Origin of the sequence: Algoriphagus sp. TR-M9, assembly GCF_027594545.1 — a bacterium.
GTDB classification, from domain to species: domain Bacteria; phylum Bacteroidota; class Bacteroidia; order Cytophagales; family Cyclobacteriaceae; genus Algoriphagus; species Algoriphagus halophytocola.
On the sequence record NZ_CP115160.1, the window covers coordinates 3961344 to 3979650 of the forward strand.

The window sequence follows — 18307 nt, forward strand, 5'->3', positions numbered from 1 at the left end:
CTCTCAATGTAGCGGGAACAGGACTCGAACCTGTGACCTTCGGGTTATGAGCCCGACGAGCTACCAACTGCTCCATCCCGCGATATATTTTTAAAGCTTAGTGCTTCTTTTTTCTTATCTCAACCCGCCCTTCCGGCGAATGGTGATACAAAAGTAGATGTTTTGATTTAAAATGCAAAACCAAACTCAATAATTTTTCCTAACACCCCCCAAAACAAGCACCCGCTTCCCTACTCTGAACACACTAATTTACTCATGTGCAGCCCCTTGCCTAGAGCAGTCTTTATTAGACAACATCCCAAATTTTATTTTGTACAAATCCCAAAACCCATCCTAATGTCTAAAAATCAAGTACCTTTGTGAAAAATTCAATAGAATGACTCAAAGCAAGCACCAAGCAGGATTCGTAAACATCATCGGAAAACCAAATGTGGGCAAATCCACCCTGATGAACATCCTCATCGGTGAGCGTCTTTCCATCATTTCATCCAAATCCCAGACTACCCGGCACCGCATCCTAGGGCTGATCAACGAAGAAAATTACCAGATTGTTTTTTCAGACACCCCAGGAATGCTTAAACCCCAATATGAGCTCCACAAAAACATGATGAGTTTTGTGAACATCTCGATGGAAGACGCGGACATCATACTTTTTGTTACAGATCTTTATGAAACGGATGAGGAGATCGAAGAGATCATCACTAAAATCAACGAGTCAGGAGTACCGGTACTACTGGCCATCAACAAGATAGACCTGGCAAAAGAAGGACAACTAGAAAAGGTCACAGCTTATTGGACTTCAAGAATCAACGCGAGTACCGTGATCCCGATCTCCGCCGGCGAAAATTTCAACATAGACCGGGTAAAACAAGAAATCCTGGATAGGCTTCCAGAACATCCGGCATTTTACGATAAAGAGGAACTAACTGACCGCTCAGAGCGGTTCTTTGCCTCCGAGATCATCCGTGAAAAAATCTTCAAAAACTACAAGAAAGAAATTCCTTACAGCACTGAAGTGGTAATCGAGGACTTTCATGTAAAAAGCAATATCATCCGAATCCGCGCCACAATCTATGTGGAAAGAGACAGCCAAAAAGGAATAATTATTGGAGACAAAGGAGCAGCCATAAAACGGGTGGGAATCCAAGCCCGGGAGGAGCTGGAAAAATTCTTTGGTAAGAAAATCTTTTTGGAAACTTTTGTGAAGGTGGAATCGGACTGGAGGAAAAACAAACAGAAACTGAAAAAATTTGGGTACGACCCGACTTAATTATGGCAAATATTGTAGCAATTGTAGGCAGACCAAATGTGGGCAAATCCACTTTGTTTAACCGGTTAATAGAGGAAAGAAAAGCCATAGAAGACAATATGAGCGGCGTAACCCGTGACAGACATTATGGTCATGCGCAGTGGGGAGGCAAATTTTTCTCAGTAATAGATACCGGCGGATATGTGACAGGCTCTGATGATGTCTATGAAGCAGAGATCAGAAAACAGGTAAAACTGGCTATAGAAGAAGCCGACGTCATTCTCTTTGTGGTGGATTGCCACGATGGATTGACAGATCTGGACACTGAATTTGCCAATGAACTGAGATCCACCGAAAAACCGATTTTCCTAGTTGCGAATAAAGCTGACAACCAGGAAAAAAGTTTTATGGCCAATGAATTCTACGCCTTAGGTGTGAGTGATTACGAAGTATTTCCAATCGCCTCTGCAAGCGGAAGTGGCACAGGAGAGCTTTTGGACGAAATGATCAAGCATTTTCAGGATGAAGGAATTGAAGACCCTGATGCAGACACTCCGAAAATCTCCATTTTGGGCCGCCCAAACGTAGGCAAATCATCCTTCCTCAATGCCCTGATCGGAAAGGAAAGGTCTATTGTCACCAATGAAGCCGGAACTACCCGTGATGCCATTCACACCCGATACAAGCTTTTTGGTCAAGACTTCATCATAACCGATACAGCAGGAATTCGCAAAAAAGCCAAAGTCAAAGAGGATATAGAGTTCTACTCTGTCATGCGATCCCTTCGCACCCTGGAGGAGTCTGATGTGGTAATAGTCATGGTGGATGCCACTAGAGGACTGGAAGCCCAGGACATTAACTTGATCGCGCTTGCCATCAAGAATAATAAAGGCATCATGATCATGGTAAATAAGTGGGATCTAATTGAAAAAGACCACAAAACCATGAACACCTTCAAAGAAGACATGCTGGAAAGGCTAGGCGAAAACAAATGGATCCCCATTATTTTCACCTCAGTCACTGAGAAACAAAGAATTTTCCAGGCGATAGAATTAGCCGTCAAAGTATTCGAGAACAAAACAAGAAGGATCGCCACTTCCAAACTTAACGATGTAATACTCGCAGAAATCGAACGATACCCTCCTCCAGCCTGGAAAGGAAAGTATATCAAAATCAAATATGCTACCCAGCTTCCGACCAAAAATCCGGTATTTGCTTTCTTCTGCAATCTCCCTCAATACATAAAAGCCCCTTATACCCGCTACCTGGAAAACCGCTTAAGGGAAAATTTTGATTTTGAAGGTGTTCCAATCAAAATCACTTACAAAAACAAATAAAATATATTTGAGCGGTCTATTGTTTTATTGAACAGACTAGTAATACATTTGCTGAATAATTAAGAAAACCACAAAAAATGAAAAAGGTATTTGCAATTTTCGCAATGGCTAGCATGTTCGTAGCTTCTTCTTGCGGCAACAAAGAAGTTAAAGAAGAAGAGGTACAAACTATCGAGGTAGTAGAAGAGCCTGCTGTTGAAGAAGTGATCATCGAGGAAACTCCCGCTGACACCGCTGTAGTAGTTGTAGAAGAGGTTGTTGAAGAAGTTCAATAATAACTTTCACTTCCAAAGTATTGAGTCCCGGGATTCCCGGGACTCTTTTTTTTGTACTTTTCGAAATGCAGATTTCAGATAAGCTTCAGGTCATCCTTTCCAAACACGTGCCCAAACCGGCGGTGGCCTATTGCCTCAGCCTCTGGCAACAAGAGCCCTTTTCCTTTCAAGTGACCGCTTCCCGCAAAACTAAACTGGGAGACTTCAGGTTTCGCAAAAACCGAAGCACACAGACCATCACCATCAATGCTGACCTGAATCCTTATCAATTTCTACTTACCTACATCCACGAGGTCGCTCATTTGCATGCATTCGTAAAATACAGCACCCATATTGCTCCTCATGGCAAAGAATGGAAACAAACATTTCAGCAACTCATGAGCCCGGTATTAAGTACAGTGTATTTCCCCATCGACCTATTGATTCCCTTACGAAAACACATGCTTAACCCCAAAGCAAGTTCGGCCAGAGATCTGTTTTTAATGAAGGAAATGTCTAAATACGACCTGAATACCAGCGGCGCAAAAGCACTGTTTTTATCTGATTTAAAAAGCGGAAATAAATTTGAGCTTTCAGGTAGAGTTTTTGAAAAAATAGAAACTAAGCGGACTCGGGTACTCTGTGAGGAAATCTCTTCGGGTAAAAAATACTTGATTGCCCAGCTGGCCAAAGTAAAGTTAATCGATGAGTAAAAGGAAGTCTTGCTCCACACTCATTTCCAATGGATAACCCCTGCTCATCTTACTCACGCTCTTCTCCGATTTGATTGTCCGGCTGGGAAAAGTCCTTGGGCTGCGGAAGTTCAGACAGTGCATTGATCCCAAAATACTCCATAAACTTATCCGAAGTACCATATATCAAAGGCCTGCCCAGTCCTTCAGACTTTCCTTTTATCTCCACCAGCTCCTTGTCCAATAACTTTTGCACAGAATAATCACTGTTTACTCCCCTGATTTGTTCTATGTCTCCTTTGGTCACGGGCTGCTTGTAAGCAATAATCGCCAATGTTTCAAGCTGCGCAGTAGATAGGCGCTTTTGGCTTTGCTGTCGCAAAAGAATCCCGATAGAAGTTTGGTAAGCCGGTTTGGTCAAAAACTGATACCCCCCTCCAGAATTCTGAAGCTGGAATGAAAACTCATCAGACTGATACTTCTCCATCAGTTGATCAATGGCCTCATCCACATGTGCTGAAGGGATCTCTGCCTCAAACATCTCTGCCATACATTTGATAATCTCAGCCTTTGGCAAAGGTTCTGGGGCACAAAATATCAATGCTTCAATATGCCGGTGAAGAAAATCCAATAATTAGTTTTTTGCTAATTTAGCTTCAATGGAATGCATGGTATGCGGCACTGCCATCAGACGCTCCTTCGAAATCAACTTACCGGTATCCACACACACTCCGTAAGTTCCGTTCTTGATTCGGATCAGTGCATTTTCCAAGTTGTAGATAAACTTCTGTTGGCGAGCAGCCAATTGATTCATGCTTTCGCGCTCAAGAGTGTCTGCTCCATCCTCCAGCAGTTTTGAAGTAGAAGCTGTAAATCCTGTACCACTGTCATTTTTCTTACTGAGTGTTTCCTTTAAGGAATTAAGCTCAGCCTTCGCACTATCAAGTTTACCCTGAATAATCACTTCGAATTCTTTCAATTCTTCAGGGGAATATGCGGTTTTTTCTTCCTTGCTCATGTCGCGCTTAGATTATGTAATATAAATTGGGACGGTATCCTTTTCAAATAGTTCCCTAAAATACACGGACGCAATGGATTTCCAAAGATCTAATGAAGTAGTTTCGCTGAAGCTTCTGAGTATCACCGGCAAGTAAAGCCTGCCCCTTTTTTCATTCGGAAGGATGAGAATATTACCCCGTAGGTAGGTCGGAATTAAGTGCTGTTAGGCTCTTCCTCCCAAGCATCTGAAAATCAATTTCATAGAATAATCAAGCTATCCTAAAAACAAACTTTACTTATTTTGATCTACCATAAAAAACCAGATTCAGTAAGCAATTAGTCATCTTGAATTTCTAATAAAACTTGCATTAAGCGACGGATTTCTCCTCCATTAAAATTTTATCCAAGCGATTTTTTAGAACCAAATGGTCCACGTCGATACGGTATTTTAATTTCAAATACTGGGCTACTTCCTGAAGGTCCTTTCCTGCCTGGAGGTGAATCATCTGGATGGCCTGGGTGATGAGGTCTTTTTCCATGATTTTGGGGTTTGGTATGCATAAGATACTGAAAAAATGCATTTCAAAAACAGAATAATGGCAATATTATTTGAGCTGAGTAGCGACCACTAGTGTTTTCTTCATAGTAGATTTCCTCCCATCTAAGTCAAATAACTCCACCAGCAGCACGTAATACCCCGCTCTTACCCGACCGCCCAGCTCATCGGTGCCATGCCAAGTGTAGAAACCAGAACTCCCTAGAATTTGGTTTTGGGCTAAAGTTTGAATTAGCCGTCCATCTGTGGCATAGATCGAAAAAGATCCCGTCCAACCGGCCTGTTCAAACTCATAAGAAATCCTCGTAAAGGAATTCCCGGAACTTCCCTCGGGGTCAAAAATCTCAGGCTCAATCGTAATTATATCCCCCTTAAATTCATCTGATAAGACATTTGAATTTGCTTTGCCTGGAGTCCCAAAATCCTCATTCGAACTAGCAGTTTGCCAATTGTCAGCCAAACTGGCCGGGGATTCCAAAGAAATACGCTCCAAGGATACCCCCTTAGAATCCCTGAGCAGGGGATGATGTAGTTCATCAGAATAGGTGAAGTTTTCCGCCACCTCCATTTCAGAGGTCAACAACACTACAGTACCACCCCCAATCGGGTAACTCGGCAAGCTTGAAAGCTGATGAAAATTACCAAAGGAGGATTTTGGGAAGTCCAACTTCAATTGACTGGAATCCGAGCTGATAGCCAAAAAATCTCTTGGCTCCAATACCAAAGGGCTTTCACTCAAAACCCTAATTTGATCTGGAACTCCATCCTCATCCAGGTTTGCCAAGACCCAATCTCCTATCTCCAGATAGGAATCCGTCACATTTACCAGTTCTACAAATTTTGGACTTCCACTTTTAGCATTGAAAAGCAACTCATTGATCATCACATCTCCCAATTCCGCCTTTTGGGGTAAAATCAGGGATAAAGAAAGCGGTCCTGATTCATTCCCTGCACAGTCACTCACCGAGCCAAACTGTATAGCATAGTGCTGATTGGGCATAACCGAACCAGCAAAAGAAACAAAAACTTCAGTAGAACTCAAACTATAGGTTGTATCGACCAGCAATTCGGGCTCGCTGCTCCAATTACTCTGGTCCGAGCTAACCTGAACAGCCTCTGAAAAAGTCAAAACCATACTGCTATCACTTGAAAAATAAGCAGCAATAAGAGTAGGTAGGCTAGTATCCGGACTCAGGTCAAAATTAGAATTTTGCTTACCTGGAGTTCCACGCAGCGGATCGGTAGAGCTAGCCAACAACTCACTCTGATCGCAATTCCTATATGGATTTGAAACCTCCAAACTATAACCTCCTCCTGAGAATTCGCTTCCTCCCCAAGAGGAAGTTTGATAGGAAATATGATCAATTAACTTTCCGGAATCATCTATCAAACTCAGTTCATCACCTGAATTCAATAAGGCAGGCCAAGGGGAAAGCGGCATAACTTGCCCGGTATCTTCAAAAAGAGCAGCGTCACTTTTTGGTACCAATAGAAAATACTCCCCCGGGGATACCCATTGCTCTGGTAGCTTGACCTCAGTTCTAGAATTGGCAAATGAAAGCCCTCCTAGCCTAATCACATGCTCTCCGGCGTGATAGATTTCTACATATTCTGCATTGGGCAAATCAAGATCAGGTCGCGGCGCCGGCATTATTTCATTGATTACCAAAGTTTTGAAATCAAACGCTGTGGGATCAAAAAACCGAAAGTAAACTGTAGTATCCTGCATGAAATTCCCTTCCAAATCTGGAATCTGCCTGATCTGAACCTCATAGTCCCTACCCTTTTCCAGCTTTTCATCAAACTGCAACAAAACCAAAGAATCTTTCTCCAATACCACTGAAGCCGGTTCCAATCCATCCAGCTTGTAACTCATGCTAAACTCAGAAAAAACCGGGTCTAAGGCCTCATCGAACGTCAATTGAATCACCTTTTCATCAAAGCCTCGGACATCTGAGACCTTCGGACTTTGCGTATCCTCTACCAAATCACCTAACTCAAAATCATCCATCATCCACTTGGCGCAGGTACCAGCTCCTTCCCCATAGATAACCTGGAGCTTCAAATAAACTTCCGGAAGTCCAGTCATGCCCTCTGGAAGCGAAAATGTAAAACTCCTGAACTCTTGGTTTTCGTTTGCAAATTCATCGGGTTCTCCCAGCTGCCTAGCATCAGAAAATACCCCATCTAACTCCAAGCCCCAGGAAAAGTAAACCAAAGCGGGCCGGTCACCTGAGCCATTCTGCAGTGATCTGGCCCAAAATCTGACTTTTGGAGCACTCAGGTCAGACGGATCCAAGCGAATAATGACCTCTCCATCAAAGGTAGAAATTGGCTGAACCACTAGCGCCCTGCTCCCATTTCTACCCAGACCATTTCCCTGATAAATCCTAGAGGCAGCATCCCGGATTTCATTACCAAACCAACCAGGCAAAAAGGCTTCCGGCCTATTGACGGCATCAAAATCTGACTCAAAATTCTGGACTAGCCTTAGCTCAGAAATAGGCAAAGGTTCCTCTGAAGATAAAACCTCAAAAAAGACCAATTGCCAAATAAAAAATAAGCTGACCATAATAGCATTGATTAAAAAGTCCACACTTAATATGCTTATCAAAATAGTATCAATTCTCAAAAAAGCAGAGGATTTCACTGTTTTTCCTCAATTTTTTTGGAATTCAAGACTGGAAATGAATCTATAGCAGTTACTTTTGTGCTTCAAAAAATTTTAACATCAACCTCTACAATCTGATGAAATCGAGTAGAACTCAATCTTCGCTTCAGTGAAGAAAAAACATCTACAAGATTCCATCCGAACTTTGGAAGATAAATTTTACACAGATGAAATTAGCAGTGGTAGGAGCTACCGGCTTGGTAGGCTCAGAAATCCTAGAAGTGCTCGCAGAGCACAATTTCCCTTTTGATGAACTTCTTCTAGTCGCCAGTGAGCGATCAGTGGGCAAACAGATTGAATATAAGGGTAAAGCTTACACTGTGATAGGGTTGGGTGATGCAGTCGCTATGCAGCCAGATGTGGCTATTTTCTCTGCTGGAGGCAGCACCTCGACTGAATGGGCTCCAAAGTTTGCAGAGGTAGGCACCTTAGTGATTGACAATTCATCTGCCTGGAGAATGGATCCTACGAAAAAACTAGTAGTGCCAGAAATCAACGGTAAAGAACTTACCAAAGAAGATAAGATCATTGCGAACCCCAACTGTTCCACCATTCAAATGGTATTGGCTTTGGCTCCATTGCGAGAGCGCTATGGCATCAAAAGAGTAGTGGTGTCCACCTATCAATCTGTGACTGGCTCTGGCAAGGGAGCTGTGGATCAGATGATGGCTGAGCGTGCAGGTGAAACTCCGCAGATGGTCTATCCGCACAAAATTGACATGAATGTACTTCCTCATATCGATGTGTTCCAGCCCAATGGATACACCAAAGAGGAGATGAAAATGATCAACGAAACCAAAAAAATCTTCTCTGACGAAAGTGTAAAAGTAACTGCCACTACCGTGCGAATCCCGACCATGGGAGGTCACTCTGAGGCTGTAAACGTGGAGTTTAAAGAGGATTTTGAGCTAGATGAGGTAAGAAAAATTCTCGCAGAGACTCCGGGAGTAATCCTTCAGGATGATCCGGAAAACTTCATCTATCCTATGCCTATCAATGCCCATAAAAAGGATGAGGTATTTGTGGGACGATTGAGAAGAGATGAATCTCAGTCAAACACCCTGAATATGTGGATAGTAGCAGATAACCTTCGAAAAGGTGCTGCGACCAATGCCGTTCAAATCGCCGAATATGCGCTGGCAAACGGCTTGATATAATGGATCTGAGCCAGTTTCACCGGCCCGATTTTCAGCAATTTGTGCAGGATCATCTCAGTGAAGATCCTGCACTTTTACTTTTCAAGTACCAGGGCAAAACTGACTTTGACCTGAAAACAGCGGTTCAGCAAATTTCCGCTCGGCAAAAAGCCAAGAAAAAACTTCCCTCCTGGGCTTCAAATCCACAATTGGTCTTCCCGGCAAGTATTTCGCTGGAGCAAAGTTCCTCAGAAGAAACAGCCATTTTCAAAGCAAAATACCTGCAAGGAAAAACAATGATTGACCTCACTGGGGGTTTTGGGGTGGACAGTTATTTTTTAAATAGGGCCTTCGAAAAAGCTATCTACTGTGAACAGCAAGCGGAACTAGCAGAAATAGCCGAGCACAACCTAGACCTTTTAGCACCAAAGAAATTCGAAATTATCAAGGGTGATGGAATAGCATTTTTGGAGCAGACCTCCAAACGGTTTGAGCTGATCTATGCGGATCCTGCGCGTAGGGGAAAAGGAAACCAGAAGCTCTACCAACTTGAGGATTGCGAGCCCGATGTGGTCAGTTCCTGGGAAATGCTGAAAAGTAAAGCCAATTCGATTTTGCTGAAAGTATCGCCCATGCTTGACATCTCTCAGGCAATCTCAGCTCTTCCGGACATCCAAAAAGTGCAGGTGGTTTCTGTCAAAAATGAGGTGAAAGAATTGCTATTACATTGGCAAAAGCAAGCATCTGAAGTTCCTTTGAGAATTGAAGCTATTGATCTGGGTGTGAAAGAAACCCTTTTTTCATTTGAACTGGGTGAAGAAGAAAGCAGCCAGTCTGTATATGGGGAAATTAGAGAGTATTTGTTTGAGCCGCTTTCTGGAGTTTTGAAAGCAGGAGCTTTTAAGGCTTTTGGAAGTAGATTTGGATTGGAAAAACTAGAACCAAACAGCCACCTCTATACCAGCTCTGAGCTAAAGCCCGAACTCCCAGCCCGGGTATTCAAAGTAATCCGGGAGGTGCAGCCTAAGAAAGCTGAAATCAAAAAGCTGTTCCCTTCGGGGAAGGTAAATGTGATCACCCGAAACTATGCCAGTGGTTCAGAAATCCTGAAGAAAAAGCTCGGCGTAAAGGACGGAGGGGAAGATTTTCTGATCGGGACCAAAACCCAAAGTGGTTTCAAGGTTTTTTGGTGTAAGCTAGTAAAATAAAAAAAGTGAAGGATTAATCCTTCACTTCTTCGTAATCGACGTATTCCCCGCCTTGTATATCTTTGGAGCTTTTCTCATGCGGCTTCTTAGGAACATAGTCTACCACCACTTCATCTTTAGGCCTGGAAGCATGACGCTGTGCACGTTCTTCTTCCTTGGCTACTTCATTTACATGCTGCGCAAACTTTGCAAGCTTTGATCTAAGAAAATATCGGAGCAGCTGGATCAATAGCCAGCCGACTCCAAGTACTATGACAAGAAATTTTACCAAAACTGTTGTTTTTTGTTGACCTTATCTACTCAAATAAAGGTTTCTTTCAGAGTAGATTTTTAAGAAATAATCATCCATCAGATCTTCGATAAAGTAAATCGCCTCTCCGGTAGATTTCATTTCCGGCCCTAATTCTTTATTTACATTCGGGAATTTATGGAATGAGAACACGGGCTGTTTGATAGCATAACCATGTTTGTAAGGTTTGAATTCAAAATCCGTCACTTTTTTCTCACCCAACATCACCTTTACGGCATAGTTTACATAAGGTTCACGGTAGGCCTTGCAAATGAAAGGAACCGTACGTGAAGCTCTTGGATTCGCTTCGATGATGTACACCTTATCGTCTTTGATCGCAAACTGAATATTGATCAAACCTACGGTTTTCAGTGCCAAAGCGATTTTCTCCGTAAAGGTCTCTATCTGACGAATCACCAAATCACCCAAATTATAGGGAGGCAACACCGCATAGGAATCACCGGAGTGAATACCAGCCGGCTCGATGTGCTGCATGATGCCAATTATGTACACATTCTCCCCATCGCAGATCGCGTCAGCCTCAGCTTCTATCGCTCCTTCCAGGAAGTGATCCAGTAGAATTTCATTATTCGGGATATCTCTGAGTACATCCACTACGTGCTCTTCCAGTTCCTTTTCATTGATCACGATCTTCATGCCTTGTCCGCCCAGCACATAGCTTGGTCTTACCAGCAAGGGAAACCCGATCTCTTTGCAAAGCTCAAGTGCTTCGTCAGTATTATGAACCGTACCAAATTGCGGATAAGGCACATCCAACTCTTTCAGTAAGCTGGAGAATCTACCTCTGTCTTCGGCAAGGTCCAAGGCTTCAAAACTCGTCCCGATGATCTTAATGCCATATTTTTCCAGTTTCTCCGCTAGCTTCAATGCTGTTTGTCCACCTAGCTGAACGATAACTCCCTCTGGCTTTTCGTGAAGGATAATCTCATAGATATGCTCCCAGAATACCGGTTCAAAATACAATTTGTCCGCAATGTCAAAGTCCGTAGAAACCGTCTCTGGATTACAGTTGATCATGATGGTCTCATAGCCACATTCCTTTGCTGCAAGCACACCATGTACACAAGAGTAGTCAAATTCGATTCCCTGACCTACTCTGTTAGGCCCAGAGCCTAAGACCACAATTTTTTTCTTATCCGTAGTCACAGATTCATTCTCATCCCCGAAAGAAGAGTAGTAATAAGGAGTTTGGGCTTCAAATTCAGCTGCACAGGTATCCACCAGTTTATACACTCGCTTGATCCCCATTTCATCATAGCGCTTATTGAAGACTTCGCTTTCAAGACAACCTAGCAAATGCGCCAACTGTCTGTCTGCATAGCCTTTTTTCTTCGCCATTTCCATCAGCTCTTGGGAAATGCTGTTAATGTCGCATTTTTCGATCTCAGCTTCCAGGTGAATCAGCTCCTCGATTTGTCTTAGGAACCACTTGTCGATTTTGGTGAGGTCGTGGATAGTCCTAAAGGAAATCCCCAACTTAAATGCGTCATACACATGGAAAAGTCTATTCCAGCTCGGATTGGCCAGTGAATAAAGGATTTTCTCCTGATCTCTCAGCTCTTTGCCGTCTGCACCAAGTCCATTTCTCTTGATTTCAAGCGATTGACAGGCTTTTTGCAAAGCTTCCTGGAAGTTACGGCCAATGCCCATCACTTCACCCACAGCCTTCATGGATAGCCCTAGTCTACGGTCAGAACCTTTGAATTTATCGAAATTCCATCTTGGCACTTTTACGATCACATAATCGATCGCAGGCTCAAAAAACGCGGAGGTAGTTCCGGTAATGGTATTGGTCAGTTCATCCAAATTGTACCCGATAGCTAGCTTGGCGGCAACTTTGGCGATAGGATATCCAGTAGCCTTGGATGCCAAAGCAGAAGATCTGGAAACTCTCGGGTTGATTTCGATTCCTATGATCGTTTTGTTATCAGGACTTACGGCAAACTGCACATTACAGCCACCTGCAAAATTCCCAATTCCTTTCATCATTTTGATGGCCTGATTTCTCAGTTCCTGATACACTGTATCCGGAAGGGTCATCGCCGGTGCTACTGTGATGGAGTCTCCGGTATGTACCCCACATGGGTCAAAATTTTCTATGGAACAGATCACTATCATATTTCCGATAGAATCCTGCATGACCTCTAGCTCGTATTCTTTCCATCCCAGAATACTTTGCTCTATCAAAACTTCATGAGTTGGCGAAGCTTGCAATCCTGAGGTCAAGGCTTTTTCGAAGTCTTCAGGCTTTTCTACAAAACCTCCACCGGTACCACCAAGTGTGTAGGAAGGTCGGATTACCAGCGGGAAGCCAATTTCCTGTGCGATTTCTTTGCCCTGCAAAAAGGAAGTGGCAGTATGGCCTATACAGACGTTAACTCCCAGCTCTTCCATGAGTGCCTTGAATTTTTCACGGTTTTCGGCAGTTTCTATGGCGTCAATATCCACACCTATCATTCTGGTGTTGTATTTTTTCCAGATTCCGGCATTATCGCAATCAATAGCGAGATTCAAAGCCGTCTGTCCTCCCATAGTCGGTAGAACTGCATCAATATCCGGGTGTTCATTCAGGATTTTGATGATTGACTTTTTCTCCAAGGGAAGCAAATAAATATTATCCGCCGTGACCGAATCGGTCATAATGGTAGCTGGATTGGAGTTAATCAGCGTCACAGTGATACCTTCTTCGCGAAGGGACCTCGCCGCTTGAGAACCTGCATAGTCAAATTCACATGCTTGGCCGATAACAATGGGACCAGAACCGATGATGAGTACGTGCTTGATGCTACTGTCTTTTGGCATTCTTAGAGGGGAATAGAGAGAGATAAATACTTAAGTCCAAATTGGGGCAAAATTAGAAAAAATATCGGAAGAGGCATTCCCCTTTCAAAAGAATTCGCCACTAAAAACAAATTCCCTAGACTTCCTTCCAAAATTATTGTTGAATGACTTTCAAAGAATTGGGCGAGATTTATTGTTTTACCAACAATTGGCATTTATTATTGTCGGATCATAAATAGCTCAAGGAATTATATTTGTGAATTTCATTTTTTGGGCAAATTTTAAAAATCTGACTTATCCTTTTGACCTTGTTTGAACAGGGCGCAGCTCTTCAGCATGGCATGGCAAGATCTGTAAGCTCAGCAGGAAATGAAGTCAATACTGGCACTGAAAGAATATTATTACTCATGAAAAAGAAAATAGTCACCCTTGGTGAAATCATGCTGAGACTTTCCACTCCAGGAAATGAGCGTTTTATCAAAACCCAATCTTACGAGGTCAATTATGGTGGTGCTGAAGCCAATGTGGCCACATCCCTAGCTTACTGGGGTTGTCATGCCGCTCATGTGACCGTATTTCCTGACCATGAGATTGGGCGAGCGGCAGTGAGTACGCTGAATTTTGCTGGGGTGGACACCTCTTATATACAATACCAAGAGGGAAGAATGGGGGTTTACTTCGTGGAGAATGGAGCCATGCAGCGAGCTTCAAAAATCATTTACGATCGATTTGATTCTGCTTTTGCCAATCTTAATCCTGATGATTTCAACTGGGACAAAATTTTCGAAGGAGCAGAATGGTTTCACTGGACAGGAATTACGCCAGCCATCTCCCAAGCGGCGGCAGATCTCTGCAAAGCCGCAGTAGAGGCTGCTTCCAGACTGGGGGTGAAAATCAGCGCAGACATCAACTACAGACGAAATCTCTGGCAGTACGGCAAGGGACCTCTGGATATTATGCCTGAGCTTATCGCTCCATCACATCTGATCATAGCCGGTTTGACCGATTTCGAAAACTGCATGGATATCAAGGAATCTGACTACCTCCAAGCCTGTGCAAAGGCCAAAGAAAAATGCCCTTCCTTGAAATACATTTCTACCACCAATAGAAACTCAATCAGTGCGTCCGAGAATGGCCTGTCCGGGATACTTTGGAATGGCAAAGAGTTGCTCCAGTCCAAAAGTTACGACATGACCCATATCGTCGATAGAATCGGTGGCGGGGACGCGTACATGGCCGGTTTGATTTATGGGCTGCTGCATGAAGAGGAACACTATGCGCTGGAATTTGCAGTGGCAGCATCTGTGCTCAAGCATTCCATCCCCGGCGATGCTAACTATGTCTCTGTGGATGAAGTCCACCAGCTGGTAGAAGGAAAAAATGTCGGAAAACTTTTACGTTAATATTGAAAATGAAATTTACTACAAGCTCCATACTACAGGCTATGAATGGCACAGGAATGATCCCTGTGTTCAATCATACTGATATCTCCGTCGCAAAAGGTGTTTTGGAGGCATCGTACAAAGCCGGAATACGAGTATTTGAATTCACCAACAGAACCGAAAATTCCCTTCAGATTTTCCAGGAACTCGTACAATACGCCGAAAAATACCCGGATTTAATCATGGGAATCGGGACTATTTTCACAGTAGAAGACGCAGTAGCCTATACTGAGGCTGGAGCTCAATTTATTGTTTCTCCAGCTCTGATACCGGAACTGGCCGTACACTGCAATTCTCAGAATATTTTCTGGATCCCAGGCTGTGCTACCATGTCAGAGATATATGCTGCCAAAAAACTGGGGGCTACTTTAGTCAAAGCTTTCCCCGGCAATGTGGTAGGATCAGCATTCGTAGCTGCCGCAAAGTCTGTTTACCCAGACCTGAACATCATGCCTACAGGAGGTGTGGAACCTAGCGAAGCTAACCTTTCTGAATGGTTCAGAGCCGGAGTATTCTGCGTGGGGATGGGATCCCAGCTTTTCAATAAAGAATGGATCAAAAATCAGCAATTTGACCTGCTGGAAAACAAAATTGCAGACACCCTGAAAATCATTGCAAAATTGTAGTCAACTAGGAATACTGGGTAGAAAGTAGCTTGCGAAAATTACTTTCTACCTGCTATAACCATTCAACCCCTGTCACTCTGGTCCAGTTTAGCTTTGAGTTTTCCCGGAATCTGATGCAACTTTCGCAGTTTCAATGAAAACCATACGGCTCCAGCCCCTAGCAAGATAAAGGTAATAGCCGTAAGGGAAACCAATGTCATGCCGATCACAGCAGGATTCCAGATCAGGAGAAAAGCCAATACCACACCCCCAATACTCATCCAGAGCAAAGATTGGTATTCATCACCATGGTCTTTCAGGCTGAGCGCAAAACTGACCCCCGCCACGGAGCGAAACATCACCCCGAACCCAACATAAAGTGGCAAAGTAGCCATAGAAAGAGCAGGATTGGCCAATAGCAATATGCCTATTAATGCACTGAAAACTCCAGAAGCCAAAAACCAGCCCCAATTGTCCAGCTCTTTCTTATTGCCGAGGGCAAAAGAGATTTCTGCCAATCCGGAAAGCAAAAAAGAAATACTGAAGAAAGTAGCCAATACAAGATAGGATGCAAGCGGAGTTCTGAACACCCAAATCCCCAAAAGGATAAAGATGACACCTATAATGGTCAAGAAATACCAATGCTTCAATGCATTACGAACCGATTTCAAAGGTTGATTTTCCATATTTAAAAGTTTATTAAGTATACTAATATCCAAGCGCTACTCGCTCTCCACAAATTCATAATACTGTTCCAAAAGGGGCACTCCGTAATTTCTGGATTTCATTTCACTGATTTTGCGAAAGCCCATTCTTTCATAAAGGCTCGCCGCAGCATCCAGTCCGGCAGTAGTGTATAGGTAGGCTGCGGAGTAAGCCCTGGCCTTGTAGAAATCCATCCACTCCTCCATCAGCCTGCTACCGATTCCCTGACCCCGAAATTCCTTGGCCAAAATAAAATACCTGAGCTGGGCGCGGTTTGCAGGCCGGTGCATCAGCAGCACAAAACCGACCATTTTCCCTGCACTTTCCACTACCCACACCCGGTCTTTATTCGGATCATAAGCTCGATAGAACTCCAGCAGACTTTCCATCACATAAGCTTCAAACCCCAACCCAAACGCCTGCTCTTCAGCATATACTTTCCCATGCAATGCCGCCACCTGCCCCAGGTCTCCTGGCTCAAGGGTATTTCTGATTGAAAATTCAGGTGGGGTTTGCATTCGTTTAAAATAGAAAAAAAGTAAAAAGTTTACTACTATGAATGAATAAAAAAGGACCCCATAGCTGAGCTCCTTTTTTTATGTTGATTGATAACATATCATCACAAAAACTCGTCAGGAAGGTCAAATACAGCAATACCGGGATCTTTATCGGTAGTAATCCCATAGATTTTCTTTAGACTTGTGTCTACAACTAATCCTCTAATGGATATGTCCAGATGTAACATCCCCACTACATCGCCTGAATGAGTTAGGATATAGATGGTCTTGGCAACTACATTGTTCTCAAAAATTTCCTCTTCGTTAAATCCACCGTATAGATCGTATATATACTTATCGTCAATATAAATGTCCCGATGACCATATTTATTCTCTATATCAAAAATCACAACTGAATTTGCTCCAGAAGGTACAATCTCAAATTTTGGGAGGTCTAACCTAGGCCCCTCCACTACCGTAAACTTCTTGTTATTATAATCAAATATTTCTATACGATCACGATATACGCCTGCCGTAACAAACAGCCCCTCTTTTCTATTAGCCTTAAACCATCCTTTATTGATTTGACCTAAATGAAAATTTACTATTGGGTCGCTGTAATCAATCAAATGATCAGCATTAGGAATTTTCTCCCATTTTCCATATCCAGCTATTCTTTTTCCGTCCTTCAAGGAGATCTCTACAAGCCTATTCTCGTCAATAGACTTTATTCCCAGCATCGTGCTGTCCGTAGCATGAAACATTTTATACACTTCATATAGGCCTTCTGGTTGCTTATATTGATTGATTCCTAATAAGGAGGTGTCTGCAAGTGAAAAATCAGTAAGGGTTTTACTCATCCCACTATAAACGGTAAAAGTTGAATCATTAGGGCCTGATTCCACCAAAGTCGCACTTGGGATTTCTAAAGGACCAAACCCTGGTTTCCCTTTAGATGAAAAATAAGATAAGGGAGATTTTCGAAAAATACGTATAAGCGGATAAGTTGGGTCATTTCGCCTATTTTCTGATATGATTAAAAAATCCCCAACAGCATTAATAGCTATCGGATTAATTATCTCTGGAAATAGATCTTTTCACCTTCGAGATAATATACTTTTTCACTTTTTTCAATTTCCAAAAATGGATTTTCTTGGCTTATACCAGAACAAGAAATTATCAACAATAATGAAAATAAAGAAAACCAAAAACTAACTATGTTCTTCATATTAAATAATTAATTCCTGGTTTTTAGGCCAGGAATTAATATAAATGTAATTAAATCTTTAACGTGTACAGGTTTCTGCCACTCTAGCTTCATCATATTCCCAAAAGACTCCTCCTAGGTCTGTACAGCCACTAGAATTTGCCATACAGCATATATGATGAGGAGCTTCCTTACTTGCTTTAGCATTAGAAGGATTTACTATTAATGAAGCAAACAACATTCCCATAACCCCTAAACTGAGGCCTAATACTTTCATTTTGTTTTTCATGTGTTTATAATTTTTTTAAGGTCACATGGAATCTTCGCATGAATTATAATCATCCCTCTGTGTGTCGCTTCGGGTCATGCTTGATTTCATAATAAAATTGTTTTGGTTAAAGTTATAGTTGAAACTAAAAACCAGCCAGTTACCTAAACAATCAAATTACAGGAGTGGCGTTTTTTTTGCAAGCGGCAAATTGCTTGTGTAAAAATAATAAGATACTAGTTATACCGTATATTGGAAGACAAAAAGAGCCTAGAAAATATCCCCAAGCAACTTCCGGAGAATATGATAGGCTTCGACTACGCTCAGCCTGACCGCCCCATACTCCGCGAATCTCGGTAGCTTGTAAGACACTCAGCCTGAAGCTGTGTC

18 protein-coding genes and 1 tRNA gene are annotated in these 18307 nt (G+C 42.7%); 8 read left to right on the forward strand and 11 right to left on the reverse strand.

Features of this window, described 5'->3' with window-relative positions; all coding sequences use genetic code 11:
* Positions 1–9: 9 nt before the first annotated feature.
* A tRNA-Met gene (locus PBT90_RS16875) sits at positions 10–82 on the reverse strand.
* A 294-nt stretch (positions 83–376) separates the two neighbouring features.
* Here PBT90_RS16875 and era point away from each other — a divergent pair.
* The 4 genes from era (at position 377) to PBT90_RS16895 (ending at position 3553) form a co-directional block, all read left to right on the forward strand.
* The gene (gene era, locus PBT90_RS16880) at positions 377–1270 is read left to right on the forward strand and encodes a GTPase Era (protein ID WP_264807674.1); all 894 of its coding nucleotides are present in this window, start codon (positions 377–379) and stop codon (positions 1268–1270) included.
* Positions 1271–1272: 2 nt separating this feature from the next.
* Positions 1273–2586, forward strand: a complete 1314-nt coding sequence (gene der / locus PBT90_RS16885) for a ribosome biogenesis GTPase Der (protein WP_264807675.1) — start codon at positions 1273–1275, stop codon at positions 2584–2586.
* Between the two features lie 77 nt (positions 2587–2663).
* Positions 2664–2861: a hypothetical protein gene (locus PBT90_RS16890; RefSeq protein WP_264807676.1), complete on the forward strand. Its 198-nt coding sequence runs from the start codon at positions 2664–2666 to the stop codon at positions 2859–2861.
* Between the two features lie 65 nt (positions 2862–2926).
* Positions 2927–3553: a SprT-like domain-containing protein gene (locus PBT90_RS16895; RefSeq protein ID WP_264807677.1), complete on the forward strand. Its 627-nt coding sequence runs from the start codon at positions 2927–2929 to the stop codon at positions 3551–3553.
* Positions 3554–3602: 49 nt separating this feature from the next.
* Here PBT90_RS16895 and scpB read toward each other — a convergent pair whose 3' ends face one another.
* The 4 genes from scpB to PBT90_RS16915 form a co-directional block, all read right to left on the reverse strand.
* Positions 3603–4163, reverse strand: coding sequence for an SMC-Scp complex subunit ScpB (gene scpB / locus PBT90_RS16900; protein WP_264807678.1), 561 nt, complete (start codon positions 4161–4163; stop codon positions 3603–3605).
* 3 nt (positions 4164–4166) lie between these two features.
* Entirely contained in the window at positions 4167–4550 is a 384-nt protein-coding gene (locus tag PBT90_RS16905; protein ID WP_264807679.1) for a TraR/DksA family transcriptional regulator, read from the reverse strand.
* A 349-nt stretch (positions 4551–4899) separates the two neighbouring features.
* Positions 4900–5070, reverse strand: coding sequence for a hypothetical protein (locus tag PBT90_RS16910; RefSeq protein ID WP_264807680.1), 171 nt, complete (start codon positions 5068–5070; stop codon positions 4900–4902).
* A gap of 66 nt (positions 5071–5136) precedes the next feature.
* Positions 5137–7659 carry a lamin tail domain-containing protein gene (locus tag PBT90_RS16915; RefSeq protein ID WP_264807681.1) on the reverse strand — a complete coding sequence of 841 codons (2523 nt, stop codon included), beginning with the start codon at positions 7657–7659 and terminating at the stop codon, positions 5137–5139.
* Between the two features lie 266 nt (positions 7660–7925).
* Here PBT90_RS16915 and PBT90_RS16920 point away from each other — a divergent pair, with 266 nt between their 5' ends.
* Complete coding sequence (locus PBT90_RS16920; RefSeq protein WP_264807682.1) at positions 7926–8915, forward strand: aspartate-semialdehyde dehydrogenase; 990 nt, start codon at positions 7926–7928, stop codon at positions 8913–8915.
* Positions 8915–10102: a class I SAM-dependent methyltransferase gene (locus PBT90_RS16925; protein WP_264807683.1), complete on the forward strand. Its 1188-nt coding sequence runs from the start codon at positions 8915–8917 to the stop codon at positions 10100–10102. Before PBT90_RS16920 ends, PBT90_RS16925 begins: the two co-directional genes overlap by 1 nt.
* Before the next feature lie 13 nt (positions 10103–10115).
* Here the strand turns inward: PBT90_RS16925 and PBT90_RS16930 are convergent, their stop codons facing one another.
* Entirely contained in the window at positions 10116–10373 is a 258-nt protein-coding gene (locus tag PBT90_RS16930; protein WP_264807684.1) for a DUF4834 family protein, read from the reverse strand.
* Between the two features lie 21 nt (positions 10374–10394).
* Complete coding sequence (carB, locus tag PBT90_RS16935) at positions 10395–13214, reverse strand: carbamoyl-phosphate synthase large subunit (RefSeq protein WP_264807685.1); 2820 nt, start codon at positions 13212–13214, stop codon at positions 10395–10397.
* Between the two features lie 386 nt (positions 13215–13600).
* On the opposite strand from carB, the gene PBT90_RS16940 reads away from it, so the two are divergent.
* Positions 13601–14596, forward strand: a complete 996-nt coding sequence (locus tag PBT90_RS16940) for a sugar kinase (protein ID WP_264811474.1) — start codon at positions 13601–13603, stop codon at positions 14594–14596.
* 8 nt (positions 14597–14604) lie between these two features.
* A complete protein-coding gene (eda, locus tag PBT90_RS16945) occupies positions 14605–15261 on the forward strand; it encodes a bifunctional 4-hydroxy-2-oxoglutarate aldolase/2-dehydro-3-deoxy-phosphogluconate aldolase (RefSeq protein WP_264807686.1) in 657 nt (218 codons plus the stop codon).
* Between the two features lie 62 nt (positions 15262–15323).
* Here eda and PBT90_RS16950 read toward each other — a convergent pair whose 3' ends face one another.
* The 4 genes from PBT90_RS16950 to PBT90_RS16965 all read right to left on the reverse strand — a co-directional run bounded on the left by PBT90_RS16950 (position 15324) and on the right by PBT90_RS16965 (position 17938).
* Complete coding sequence (locus PBT90_RS16950; protein WP_264807687.1) at positions 15324–15926, reverse strand: HdeD family acid-resistance protein; 603 nt, start codon at positions 15924–15926, stop codon at positions 15324–15326.
* Between the two features lie 36 nt (positions 15927–15962).
* Entirely contained in the window at positions 15963–16463 is a 501-nt protein-coding gene (locus tag PBT90_RS16955; protein WP_264807688.1) for a GNAT family N-acetyltransferase, read from the reverse strand.
* A gap of 101 nt (positions 16464–16564) precedes the next feature.
* Positions 16565–17521 carry a BF3164 family lipoprotein gene (locus PBT90_RS16960; RefSeq protein WP_320055357.1) on the reverse strand — a complete coding sequence of 319 codons (957 nt, stop codon included), beginning with the start codon at positions 17519–17521 and terminating at the stop codon, positions 16565–16567.
* Positions 17522–17728: 207 nt separating this feature from the next.
* Positions 17729–17938 (reverse strand): hypothetical protein, encoded by a 210-nt coding sequence (locus PBT90_RS16965; RefSeq protein ID WP_264807689.1) that lies wholly within the window; start codon positions 17936–17938, stop codon positions 17729–17731.
* Positions 17939–18307 lie beyond the last annotated feature (369 nt).